Origin of the sequence: Aeromonas sp. SE22 (genome assembly GCF_038739755.1) — a bacterium.
Lineage (GTDB): Bacteria > Pseudomonadota > Gammaproteobacteria > Enterobacterales > Aeromonadaceae > Aeromonas > Aeromonas jandaei.
Genome location: NZ_JBCGFD010000002.1, coordinates 349,640 through 361,908, shown reverse-complemented (window position 1 = coordinate 361,908; position 12,269 = coordinate 349,640). Strand labels below are relative to the sequence as shown.

At 60.0% G+C, this 12,269-nt stretch carries 8 protein-coding genes; 5 read left to right on the top strand and 3 right to left on the bottom strand.

What is annotated here, in order from left to right:
• The first annotated feature begins 42 nt into the window (after positions 1–42).
• Positions 43–294, top strand: coding sequence for a lipoprotein (locus AAHA39_RS05515; protein WP_041208149.1), 252 nt, complete (start codon positions 43–45; stop codon positions 292–294).
• 84 nt (positions 295–378) lie between these two features.
• Here the strand turns inward: AAHA39_RS05515 and AAHA39_RS05510 are convergent, their stop codons facing one another.
• Together AAHA39_RS05510 and cysZ are read right to left on the bottom strand one after the other, a co-directional pair.
• Positions 379–993, bottom strand: coding sequence for a trimeric intracellular cation channel family protein (locus AAHA39_RS05510; RefSeq protein WP_033115777.1), 615 nt, complete (start codon positions 991–993; stop codon positions 379–381).
• A 144-nt stretch (positions 994–1,137) separates the two neighbouring features.
• Positions 1,138–1,902, bottom strand: coding sequence for a sulfate transporter CysZ (gene cysZ / locus AAHA39_RS05505; RefSeq protein ID WP_320656600.1), 765 nt, complete (start codon positions 1,900–1,902; stop codon positions 1,138–1,140).
• A gap of 110 nt (positions 1,903–2,012) precedes the next feature.
• Here cysZ and AAHA39_RS05500 point away from each other — a divergent pair, with 110 nt between their 5' ends.
• The 3 genes from AAHA39_RS05500 (at position 2,013) to ligA (ending at position 8,657) form a co-directional block, all read left to right on the top strand.
• A complete protein-coding gene (locus AAHA39_RS05500; RefSeq protein WP_320656601.1) occupies positions 2,013–5,387 on the top strand; it encodes an AAA family ATPase in 3,375 nt (1,124 codons plus the stop codon).
• Between the two features lie 15 nt (positions 5,388–5,402).
• A complete protein-coding gene (gene zipA, locus AAHA39_RS05495) occupies positions 5,403–6,551 on the top strand; it encodes a cell division protein ZipA (RefSeq protein WP_033115774.1) in 1,149 nt (382 codons plus the stop codon).
• Positions 6,552–6,650: 99 nt separating this feature from the next.
• Positions 6,651–8,657, top strand: coding sequence for an NAD-dependent DNA ligase LigA (gene ligA / locus AAHA39_RS05490; RefSeq protein ID WP_201911822.1), 2,007 nt, complete (start codon positions 6,651–6,653; stop codon positions 8,655–8,657).
• A 61-nt stretch (positions 8,658–8,718) separates the two neighbouring features.
• Here the strand turns inward: ligA and AAHA39_RS05485 are convergent, their stop codons facing one another.
• Entirely contained in the window at positions 8,719–9,693 is a 975-nt protein-coding gene (locus AAHA39_RS05485) for an ABC transporter substrate-binding protein (RefSeq protein ID WP_320656602.1), read from the bottom strand.
• A gap of 445 nt (positions 9,694–10,138) precedes the next feature.
• On the opposite strand from AAHA39_RS05485, the gene nrdD reads away from it, so the two are divergent.
• Positions 10,139–12,256, top strand: a complete 2,118-nt coding sequence (gene nrdD / locus AAHA39_RS05480) for an anaerobic ribonucleoside-triphosphate reductase (RefSeq protein WP_320656603.1) — start codon at positions 10,139–10,141, stop codon at positions 12,254–12,256.
• The last annotated feature ends 13 nt before the right edge of the window (positions 12,257–12,269 follow it).

Sequence of the window (12,269 nt, the reverse complement as noted above, 5' to 3'; positions counted from 1 at the left end):
GGCCAACCTGTTAGGCTCCAATGATTGAGAGAGGAGAGACAGATGAAACGTCTGGTAACGGGGATCCTGATCGCCCTGGCATTGACCGGTTGCAGCAAGCTCAACCGCGACAACTACGACAAGCTGAAGATGGGGATGAGCTACGCCGAGGCCAGCGCTATTCTGGGCAAAGCCGAGCGTTGTGACGATGCACTGGGAACCACCAGCTGTATCTGGGGTAGTGATGGCAAGAACATCAAGATCCGCTTCATCGCCGACAAGGCGACCTTCTTCAGTTCGGAAGGGATTAACTGAGGCTGCAAGAGCCCATGAAAAAGCGCCATACCGGCGCTTTTTTGTTGTCCGCAATCCGGACGCTCTCGTCAAAAGCTGGCGTATTCAGTGGGTTGCGTACTGGTAGTTGAAGGTGGGCAATCCCCACTTGAAGCGAACTGCCAGGAGGCGCAACACAAAGCCGATACCAATCGCTCCAAAGGCCGCCCAGTTGGTCGGCAGCCCCTGATCCAGCGCCAGGCAGTAGAGGGCTGCCGTGATGAGGGAAATGGCAGCATAGAGCTCGCGGCGAAACACCAGTGGAATGCGCTGGCAGAGCAGATCCCGCAGCACCCCGCCAAAGACCCCGGTCACTACCGCCATGATGCAGGCGATGCCGGCGCCATGTCCCATCTCCAGCGCTCTTGCTGCGCCGAAAATGGAGAAGACCACCAGACCCAGCGCATCGAGCGCCATAAAGAGCTTGCCGAGGTAGCGCATCAGCGGCGCCGAGATGACCCCGGCCATGGCCGAGCCCGCAACCAGCAGCACATATTCCGGATGCTCGACCCAGAGCAGGGGATAGTGCCCCAGCAGCACATCGCGAATGGTACCGCCGCCGATGGCGGTTGCCGAGGCGATGATCACCACACCAAACAGATCCATCCGTCGCCGGCCCGCTGCCAGCGCACCAGTCATCCCTTCGGCCACCAGGCCCAGCAAGAAGAGTGCATGTAACATGAGATATCCCAGGGTACGAGAAAGGCGAGCATCCTAACAACTCGGACTATATGGGACAAGCAAAGCAATATATCCATTATTTTAATTCATGCGAAAAAGCAAAAAGGCACCCTGAAAGGTGCCTTTTTAATCACCGTTTGAGGATCAGCGGCGCAGCTGCTCCTGCCGATAGTGATCGACCCAGATGGCGGTAGCGCCACAGATGGCGACCGGCATCACGAACAGGTTCACCACCGGAATGGCGGAGAAGAGGGTCACCAGAGCGCCAAAGCTGAGGCACTGGCCACGGCGCTGCTTCAAGGCATCGCGCATGGTGATGAAGTCGATCTTGTGGTTGTCGAACGGATAGTCGATGTACTGGAGCGCCATCATCCAGGCGCTGAACAGGAACCAGAGCACGGGGGCTAAAGTCTGGCCGACCACGGGAATAAGGAAAAGGATGAGACAGCCGATCGCCTTGGGCAGGTAATACTTGAGCTTCTTCCACTCTCGACCGAAGGTGCGCGGCACATCCTTGACGATATCGAGCATGCCGCTGTCGTTGGGGGCCTCGCCGGTCAGGATCTGTTCCACCTTTTCAGCCAGCAGGCCGTTGAAGGGTGCGGCAATCCAGTTGGCGACCGAGCTGAAGATAAAGGAGAAGACCACCAGTATGGTGATGAGGGCGATTGGCCAGAGCAGGTAGTCCAGCCAGTTGAGCCAGGCCGGGATCTGCTGGTGCAGCCAGGCGAACAGGTCGTCGAGTTGCAACAGCAGAGCATAGAAGGCGCCGGCGAACAGCACGAAGTTGACCAGCAGGGGGATCAGCACGAAGGTGCGGATGCCGGGCTGGCGGATGAGGGAAAAACCGCGCAGGAAGTAATCTGCACCGCTGATTGATGCTTTGACCATATGGGGTGATTGGCTCATATGAGCTCCATCTGTGCATGGGAAGACAGTCAGCATATTACAAACAAGCTTTTGATTTGGTAAAGTCGCCTGCCCGCCTCCCCTTTATTTAGCCACTGATACAGGTCGCCATGCGTCTGAAACTGATCAAACTCGCCGGCTTCAAGTCGTTTGTCGAGCCGACCCGCATCGAGCTCAATGCCGACATGACCGCAGTGGTCGGGCCCAATGGCTGTGGCAAATCCAACGTGATCGACGCAGTGCGCTGGGTGCTTGGCGAGAGCTCGGCCCGCCATCTGCGCGGCGAGAACATGACGGATGTCATCTTCAACGGCTCCGTCAACCGCACCGCCCATGCCCGCGCCTCGGTCGAGCTGGTGTTCGACAATCCCCATAACCGGGTGCCCGGCGAGTTCGGGCGCTTTACCGAGATCTCGGTGCGTCGCGAAGTGCTGCGCGACGGCACCAACCACTATCAGATCAATGGCCAGAAGTGCCGTCGCAAGGATGTGACCGACCTCTTCCTCGGTACCGGCCTTGGGCCCCGCAGCTACGCCATCATCGAGCAGGGTACTGTCAGCCGGCTGGTGGAGTCCCGTCCCGCCGATCTCAAGCTCTTTATGGAGGAGGCGGCCGGCGTCTCCCGTTACAAGGAGCGGCGCCGCGAAACCGAACAGCGCATTCGCCATACCCAGGAGAATCTGGAGCGTCTGGGCGATATCCGCGGCGAGCTGGGCTCCCGTCTCGACCACCTCAAGGCCCAAGCCGAAACCGCAGAGCGCTACAAACAGCTCAAGAGCCGTTCACGCGCCGCTCGCGCCGAGTTGATTGGCTCCGAGCTGTGGGCGCTGGAGAATCGTCTTGGCGAGGCCAAGAGCGAGCTGGCGCAGGTCGAACAGGCATTGGCGGCGCTCGATGCCAAGCGTACCGCCGACGAGGGACGCCACGTCACCCTCTCGGTGGCCCGGCAAGAGGCGCAGGCCGAGCAAGCCAATCGGCAACAACAGATTTTCCTTGGCGGGCAGGCCATCGCCCGTCTTGAACAGCAACAGCTGCACCAGAGCGAGCTTGGCCGTGACTTGCAAGCACGAACCCAGGCTCTCGGGGAGCGCATCACCAGCCGCAAGGCGCAGCTGGCCAGCCAGCAGGAGCAGCTGACTGAAGGCGTGTTGAGAAGCGAGCTGGAAGAGGCGCGGCTGGAGCAGTGTGAGCAGTTGCTCACCGAGCAACAGGAAGCGCGACTGCGGGCCAGCGAGCAGCTTGAGCAGACCCGCCAGCAGCAGCAACAGTGGCAGCAGCAGGTGACCCGACTGCAGGGCGAGCTAAACCAGACCCGGGCCCGGCTCGGTGGCCTGCATGAGCTGCAAGCCAAAACCCGACTTGCCCGCCTCAAGCTGGAGGATGAGCGCTCCGGCCCCATCGGCGCAGAGGATGCAGATCTGCAACCGGCCCTCGATATGCTGGGGGGCGAACTGGAGTTGGGCCGGGCGGCGGCCGGGGAGCTGGCCGCGCAGCTTGCGCAGGCCATTGAGGAGCATGAAGCGCTCAAACTCGCCCACAGCCAGCAACAGGGGTTGCTGCGGGAACTGGAGGCGCGTCTAACGACGCTGGATCAGATCCTTGGCGAGCAGATGGAGGGGGCGACTCTGGCTGATCGGCTGCAAGTTGTCCCCGAATGGGCACAGGCGCTCGACAAGGTGCTGGGTCGCTGGCTCACCGCGACCCCTGCGGACGAGTGCAATCCGGCTTTGGACGGACTCTGGATTGGCCCGGCACTGCCAGCCGTTGCCGGCACGCTAGCCTCCTTGATCAGCGGTGATCACGTTCCCGCCTTCCTCAACGCCATCTGGCTGGCCGATGACAGGGAAGAGGCACTGGCTCGCCAGCCAACCCTGCTGGCCGGTGAGTCGGTACTGACTCCTGCCGGCGATTGGTTGGGGCCGAACTGGGCGGATATTGGACAGGGCGCTGCGCTCGGTACCATGGCGCTGCTGGGTGAACGTGAGCGGTTGCACACCGAGCAACGCGCTGCAGCCGACGCACTGGCACAATTGAGCGAGCAGCTGGCAGCCGCCTATGAACGGCGGGCTCGCATCGTTAATGCGCAGGAGTTGTCGCAGCGAACCCTGCGCGGGCAGGAACAAAAATGGCAGCAACTGCGCGAAGCCTGGAGCTTGCAGCAAGGTCAGAGACAAGAGCGGCTGCTGCGGCTCGGCCAGCTTGGCGAAGAGCTGATCCGCCTCGATAAAGAGCAGGCCGAAGAGGCGCTGCGGCTGGCCGAGACCGAGCAACAGCTGGCGCTCGAAGAGGCGCGTCTGGCCGAATTGCAGGAGCAGGGCGAGCCCCTGAGCGAAGCGTTGCAGGCGGCTCAGGATTTGATGGGGCGCTGCGAGCGAGCACAGGAAGAGACACGCGGGCGGCGCGAGCAGCAGCAGGCGACCTGTCAGCGTTTGCAGCTTGAGCTTGGCAACCTGCGCCAACTGATTGCGCTTGGTGAGGAGGAGTTGGCAAGGCTCGGGCTGGAGCTGGCCGGACTCAAGAACCCGGAGAACGAAGCGATTCCTGATCTCGCCCCTTTGCTAGCAGAGCAGCGCAATCTGGAGGCGCAGCAACTGGCCTGCCATCAACGGCTGGCGGAGCTGGAACGTCAATTGAGCGAGCTGGATCAGGCGCGCAGCGCCGATCACAAGCAGCTGGTGGTGCTGCAGGAGAAGCTAGCGACCCTGCGCCTTGAACGCGAGCGCAACCTCACCCGCCGGCAAGGGCTGCACGAACAGTTCGAAGAGCTGGGGGTTCGACTGGTGGATCTCGATCAGGCTGTGCTGATTGCCGCTGATCGCGGCAAGCTGCGCCAGGAGATCCAGACGCTGGAGACGCAAGTGGAGGCACTTGGCGCCATCAACCTGGCTGCGCTGGAAGAGTACGAAGAGGCGAAAACGCGAGCAACTTATCTGGAAAACCAGTGCCAGGATCTTGAGCAAGCGCTGGAAACCTTGAGCCAAGCCATTAAAAGAATTGATAAAGAGACACAAATACGCTTCCGGGACACTTTCGATAAGGTCAATGAAGATTTAAAATCCCTCTTTCCAAAAGTGTTTGGTGGGGGCAGTGCCTGGCTTGAGCTCACCTCCGATGATCTTTTGGAGGCCGGAGTGAGCATCATGGCGAGACCTCCGGGTAAGAAGAATGCTACCATTGCCCTGCTTTCCGGGGGGGAGAAGGCGTTAACCGCACTTGCGCTGGTTTTTGCCATCTTCAGACTCAATCCAGCACCTTTTTGTCTGCTGGATGAGGTGGATGCACCGCTCGATGAAGTGAACGTCGGTCGCTTCTGTTCTCTTGTCAAAGAGATGTCGAGCACAGTACAGTTCGTTTACATCAGTCATAATAAGGTCTCCATGGAGATGGCTGAGCAGCTGGTTGGCGTCACAATGCAAGAGCCTGGAGTTTCTCGCATTGTGTCGGTCGATATCGGTGAAGCCGTCGCTTTGGCTGAGCAAAACTAGAAAGAGAAGCAGCTAATGCAGGAATTGCGTTACATCTTGGTTGCCCTGGGCGGTATTGCTATTGCGGCATTGCTCATTCACGGGTTGTGGAGCAACAAAAAGAATCGTCAGGCACCGATCAAAGAGAAACCGCTTGGCCGGATGGAGTCCAAGTCACGTAATCGTGACGATGATGCGTTCGACAGCGATGGTATCGGTCAGGTGCGTGTGGTCAGCAGTGGTCGTCGCGCCGAGCCCAAGCTCCATCGTGACGAAGAGAGCCGCCAGCCGGAACTCAGCCGTCGCTCCTCATTGCCCGCCTTTGATGATGAAGATGACGAGGACGATCTGCCGCCACCCGTTGTGCGCAAGCCTGCTGCCCGTCCGGTTCCCCCGCCGCCTCCTGTCTATGAAGAAGAGGAAGCATACGATGAGCCTCAGCCCGAAGTGGTAGAGGAAGAGCCTGCTGCACCCGTGCGCAAGCCGGCGCAGGTCAATCGTCGTACCCCGGTTTACCGCTCCCGTCCCCAGCGCGAGCCTGTCATGCAGGTTCAGGATGACGAGCCGCTGGTCGAGCCAGCCTATGCAACTGCGCCGACTTTTGGCGTGCGCAACGAGAGCGTGCGTGCCGAGCCGGTGCGCGCTGCCGAACCCGAATACAAGCCGCAGCCCCGTCACGTTGCTCCCGAGCCCGTGTATGAGGAGCCGGTCTACGAAGCGCCGGTCGAAGAGCCGCGCGTTGCTGCCCAGCCGGTCGAGAAGATTTGGCAGGATGTTTATGTCATCAACCTGATGGGACGTCCGGGCCACGAGCTGCAAGGGGCGACCCTGCTCTCCTCCCTGATGGCGCTTGGCTTCAAGTTTGGCGAGATGGATATCTTCCACCGTCACGAAGATGCCAACGGCAAGGGTGAGGTGCTCTTCTCCATGATCAACATGGTCAAGCCGGGCACCTTCAATCCCTATCGGATGGAGCAGTTCACCACGCCGGGTGTCTCCCTGTTCATGCAGCTGCCCCTGCGCAGCAATGCCGCGTTTGCCTTCGAGGACATGCTGCAGGCAGCCGATCAGCTGGCCAGTGATCTCGATGCGATGCTGACCGATATGGAGCGCAGCCCACTGAGTGACGAGACTATCGCCCGTTACCGTCATGAGCTGGCTGCCTACGAGGCCAGCCGCGACTAATACGCCATGCGGGTCGAATGAATCAAAGTGCGGTACCCAGGTACCGCATTTTTGTTTCTACCCCCGACCGGATTTTCAATCACACTTCGAGACTTTTTCATGAGCGATATCCTCTCCCGCCACCGTCAACTGTGTGAACTGCTTACCGAATATGGTCATCAGTACTATGTGCTGGATAACCCGACCGTACCGGACGCCGAATACGACCGTCTGATGCGCGAACTGATCGCGCTGGAGGCTGACCACCCCGAGCTGAAAACCCCGGCTTCCCCGAGCGTGCGGGTGGGTGGACAGCCGCTGACTGCCTTCAGGCAGGTGCGTCACGAGATCCCCATGCTGAGTCTGGACAACGTCTTTAGCAGCGAAGAGCTGCTGGCCTTTGAACTGCGCATGAGCGATCGCCTCAAGCGTGAAGTGCGTTTCGAGTTCTGCTGCGAGCCCAAGCTTGATGGCCTGGCGGTGAGCCTGCTCTATGTGAATGGTCAGCTGGTGCAGGCCGCTACCCGGGGCGATGGCGCAACCGGCGAGGAGATCACCGAGAACGTGCGTACCATCAAGGCCATTCCGCTCGCATTGCGGGGCTCTGGTTGGCCCGAGCGGCTTGAGGTGCGTGGCGAAGTGTTTATGCCCAAGGCTGGTTTCGAGGCGATGAATGCCAAGGCACTGGCCGCAGGCGAGAAGGTGTTCGTCAACCCGCGTAACGCCGCCGCCGGCAGCCTGCGTCAGCTCGATTCACGTATCACTGCCAGCCGTCCCCTGAGCTTTTACGCCTACGGCGTCGGTGTCGGCGGCGAGCAGCTCGGTGGCTCTCACTTCGGTCGCCTCAATCAGCTCAAAGAGTGGGGGCTACCGCTTAGTCCCGAGGTGAAACTCAAAGAGGGGGCTGCCGGTTGTCAGGCGTTCCACGACGACATTCTGGCCCGCCGTGGCGAGCTGCCTTACGAGATCGACGGCGTGGTCTACAAGGTGGATGCCATCGCTCTGCAAGAGGAGCTCGGCTTTGTGGCACGCGCGCCGCGTTGGGCGACCGCCCACAAATTCCCGGCGCAGGAAGAGATGACTCTGCTTGAGAATGTCGAGTTTCAGGTTGGCCGTACTGGCGCCGTGACGCCGGTGGCCAAGCTCAAACCGGTGTTTGTCGGCGGCGTGACTGTCTCCAACGCCACTTTGCACAACGCCGACGAGATCGAGCGCCTTGGCGTCATGGTCGGTGATACCGTGATCGTGCGCCGGGCAGGGGACGTGATCCCGCAGATCGTGGCCGTGGTAGAGGCGCAGCGCCCTGTTGATGCGCGCGAAATTCTCTTCCCGACCGAGTGCCCGGTCTGTGGCTCGGCAGTGGAGCGGCTGGAAGGAGAGGCGGTTGCCCGCTGCTCCGGCGGTCTGTTCTGCGAGGCGCAGCGCAAGGAGGCGATCAAGCACTTCGCCGCCCGTCGTGCCATGGATGTGGACGGCCTTGGCGACAAGATTGTTGAGCAGCTGGTAGACAAGGGGCTGGTAAAGACTCCCGCTGATCTGTTCAGCCTCAATGCCCTCCAGCTGGCCGGGCTTGAGCGGATGGGGCAAAAATCGGCACTCAATCTGGTAGCCGCCATCGATGCGGCGCGCAGCACCACCCTGCCGCGCTTCCTGTTTGCCCTGGGGATCCGCGAAGTGGGGGAGGCGACTGCGCTCAATCTTGCCAACCACTTCCTCACCCTGGATGCCCTGCGTGCAGCCTCGGTGGAGCAATTGCTCGAAGTGGCCGACGTAGGCGATGTGGTGGCCAAGCATGTCTACTACTTCTTGCGTCAGCCCCATAACGTGGAGGTGCTTGAAGCCTTGCTGGCTGCCGGCATCAACTGGCCGGCCATCGAGAAGAAAGAGGCCGCGGAGCAACCCTTTGCCGGCAAAACCTTCGTGCTGACCGGCACCCTGACCACCTTGTCGCGCAACGATGCCAAGGCGGCACTGCAGGCGCTGGGAGCCAAGGTGGCTGGCTCTGTGTCAGCCAAAACCGATGTGCTGGTCGCGGGGGAGGCGGCTGGTTCCAAGCTCGCCAAGGCGCAGGAGCTGGGTATCACCGTCTGGAGCGAAGAGGAGCTGCAACAGGCGTTGCAGGGCTGAGTGGCCCGCAGGCTGAGATAAAAAGAGAACCCGGCATGGCCGGGTTCTCTTTTATTGGCTGTTATTCACGCCAGAGGATCTTGTTGCGCCACTTCTCCGGCACTGTGAGGTGCCAGCGGGCGACTTCGCTCTTGCTGAAGACATACTCGCCACGCAGGGCTGCCCGTGGAGAGAGGGTTTTAGGCAATGCACCTGCCAGTATGTTGTTGATGAGCGCCGCCGCCTGCAGCCCCTGATCCTTGCCATCGAGCACCAGACCACCGATGGCCATCCCTTTGCCCACGGTGAACTCCCAGAAGCAGAAAACTGGCACCGGGCTGTGCTTGCTGGTCCACTCCAGTACCGTTTTCTCATCTACATGTTTGCCATTTTCATCCAGCAGCGTGTGGTAGAGGCCGAGGAAGATGGCGCCATAGCCGTTTTTCTTGCTGTTGAGCACCGTCTCCTGCCAGAGGTCATACTCGCCGAGCAGCTGGCTGTAGACCCGGGTCTGGCCAACGCGCAGCTCGGTCTGGGTTTTGAACTCATCCTCGATGGCGGTGAGGGCCACATTGCTGGAATCAAACAGTACCAGTGCTTTGTTGAGACCGCCCATCATCTGGCTCATCTCGCTGATATTGCGCTTGAGCAGCGGGCGCTCCAGCACGCCGGTGATCTTGGGGTGGCCGACAAAGCCCTTGAGCCGGGGATTTTCGTTCATGCCAAGAAAGACGACGGGGGTACCGAGGGACGATATCTCGCTGGCGAGATAGTTGATGGCGTTGTCATCGCCGAGCACCACAATATCTGGTTTGCTCTTGAGGTAGAAAGCGATGGCCTGTTGGGCGATCCCGTCGAACTCTTCCCGTGGCCGGCGCTTGGTATCCATGTAGAAGTGGCTGATCTGGTGCGTTTCCTTGAGACCATCCACCAGCCCCTGGTTGTAACTGATGTCCCACAGATAGTCGGGGTGGTAGCTGCTGATCACCAGTATGCGGGCTGCCCACACAGGCAGGGATAGGGTAGTCAGCAGTAGCAGCAAGAGGGATTTACGCATGGGGTATCCTGTGTCGAACCGTCGTCTCTACCCGTTCAGTATGAGTGGTTTTGCTTGGCACTGTCACTCCGCCATCCAGACTGTTTATTGCGAATTTTTTTCTGCTTGGGCAGATCGGACGCCAGCCCGCACCACCGTTGAGGATGGCCTTGTTTGAGGCTTTTGTTGGTTGGTCGTGAACTGTCCCACTCGCTGTAAAACCTGTTTTGGATCAATAAATGGCTACCTGCTTTGGTGCCTAATAGACACCACATATAGGGCTGCATTCATTTTTAATACCTATATGTTGTGTTATTAAGCTGTGTATAAGCTGTTCCCTTCCTCTCTTCAGCCCAGGCTTGTCAAGCCTCGGCTGAATTTGTTTGCGTCCAGGACGAGACGTTGGAGGGGAACCAACAAGGGTAAGCCCAGAGCAGATTGCCTGGCCTTTTAACGGGGAAAATTCATGAAACCGGTTGTGATCAAACGTGACGGCTGTCGCGCACCATTCAATGCCCAGTTGATTAGCGAGGCGGTCAGTCGTGCTGCGGAAGCGGTCAATCAGGCCAATCCGGTACTGGCACAGCGTATCTCAAGCGCGGTGAGTCAGGAGCTGGAAGGGCGTGGTGAGGTTGATATCCACGAGATCCAGCGTCTGGTTGAAAACCACCTGATGGCCTCCGATGACAAGGTCATTGCCCGCGCCTATATCGAATATCGTCACGATCGGGATCAGGCCCGCGAGGCGCGCGGTCGTCTGGCGCAGGAGATCCGCGGTCTGGTCGAGCAGACCAACGCGGCCCTGCTCAACGAGAACGCCAACAAGGATTCCAAGGTGATCCCGACCCAGCGCGACCTGCTGGCCGGTATCGTCGCCAAGCACTATGCTACCAGCCACATGCTGCCCCGTGATGTGGTTCAGGCCCACGAGAGCGGCGATCTGCACTTCCACGATCTCGACTACTCTCCCTTCTTCCCCATGTTCAACTGCATGTTGATCGACCTGCAGGGGATGCTGACTCACGGCTTCAAGATGGGCAATGCGGAGATCGATACCCCGAAATCGATCAGCACCGCCACTGCGGTCACCGCCCAGATCATCGCTCAGGTGGCGAGCCACATCTATGGTGGCACCACCATCAACCGCATCGATGAAGTACTGGCCCCCTATGTGACCATCAGCTGGCAGAAGCACCGTGAAGTGGCCGAAGAGTGGGGCATTGCCGATGTGGAAGCCTATGCCATGGCCCGCACCGAGAAAGAGTGTTACGACGCCTTCCAGTCGCTGGAGTACGAAGTCAACACCCTGCACACCGCCAACGGCCAGACCCCGTTCGTTACCTTCGGCTTTGGCCTGGGTGACAGCTGGCAGTCGCGGATGATCCAGCGCGCTATCCTCAGCAACCGTATCGCCGGCCTTGGCAAGAACAAGAAGACCGCCGTATTCCCGAAACTGGTGTTCGCCATCAGGGATGGCCTCAACCACAAGCAGGGCGATCCCAGCTACGATATCAAGCAGCTGGCGCTGGAGTGCGCTTCCAAGCGGATGTACCCGGATATCCTCAACTACGACCAGGTGGTGAAGGTGACCGGCTCCTTCAAGACCCCCATGGGCTGCCGCTCCTTCCTCGGTGCCTACGAGGAGAATGGCGAGCTGATCCACGAAGGTCGCAACAACCTCGGCGTGGTGAGCCTCAACCTGCCACGCATAGCCCTGAAATCCCGCGATGAAGCGGACTTCTGGGACAAGCTGGACGCAGCCCTGCGGGTGGCCAAGAAGGCGCTGATGTATCGCATCGAACGTCTTGACGGGGTCAAGGCTCGGGTCGCTCCCATCCTCTATATGGAAGGTGCTTGCGGTGTGCGTCTCAAGGCCGACGACAACGTCAGCGAGATCTTCAAGAACGGCCGCGCCTCCATCTCCCTTGGCTACATCGGGGTACACGAGACCATCAACGCTCTGTTTGGTGACTCGGTACACCTGTTCGACAGCGCCGAATTGCAACAGAAGGCCATCGCCATCATCGAGCGCCTCAAGGCCGCGACCGATGAGTGGAAGGAGGAGACCGGCTACGGCTTCAGCCTCTACTCGACCCCGAGCGAGAACCTCTGCTCCCGCTTCTGCCGCATCGATGCCAAAGAGTTTGGTGTGGTGCCGGGTGTGACCGACAAGGGCTACTACACCAACAGCTTCCACCTCGATGTGGAGAAGCAGGTCAACCCCTACGACAAGCTGGACTTCGAGGCGCCCTATCCGCCCATCGCCAGCGGCGGCTTCATCTGCTACGGCGAGTACCCCAACATCCAGCACAATCTGGAAGCGCTCGAAAACGTCTGGGATTACAGCTATGACAAGGTGCCCTACTACGGTACCAATACCCCAATCGACGAGTGCTACGACTGCGGCTTTACCGGCGAGTTCGAGTGCACCTCCAAGGGCTTTACCTGCCCGCGCTGCGGCAACCACGACCCCGCCAAGGTGTCGGTGACCCGCCGTGTCTGCGGCTACCTCGGCAGCCCGGATGCCCGCCCCTTCAATGCGGGCAAGCAGGAAGAGGTGAAGCGCCGCGTCAAACATATGTAAGCCGAGCCCTCAC

Coding starts and splice junctions, on each gene's coding strand:
- AAHA39_RS05515 (WP_041208149.1), top strand. CDS start 43: ATGAAACGTCTGGTAACGGGGATCCTGATCGCCCTGGCATTGACCGGT.
- AAHA39_RS05510 (WP_033115777.1), bottom strand. CDS start 993: ATGTTACATGCACTCTTCTTGCTGGGCCTGGTGGCCGAAGGGATGACT.
- cysZ (WP_320656600.1), bottom strand. CDS start 1,902: ATGAGCCAATCACCCCATATGGTCAAAGCATCAATCAGCGGTGCAGAT.
- AAHA39_RS05500 (WP_320656601.1), top strand. CDS start 2,013: ATGCGTCTGAAACTGATCAAACTCGCCGGCTTCAAGTCGTTTGTCGAG.
- zipA (WP_033115774.1), top strand. CDS start 5,403: ATGCAGGAATTGCGTTACATCTTGGTTGCCCTGGGCGGTATTGCTATT.
- ligA (WP_201911822.1), top strand. CDS start 6,651: ATGAGCGATATCCTCTCCCGCCACCGTCAACTGTGTGAACTGCTTACC.
- AAHA39_RS05485 (WP_320656602.1), bottom strand. CDS start 9,693: ATGCGTAAATCCCTCTTGCTGCTACTGCTGACTACCCTATCCCTGCCT.
- nrdD (WP_320656603.1), top strand. CDS start 10,139: ATGAAACCGGTTGTGATCAAACGTGACGGCTGTCGCGCACCATTCAAT.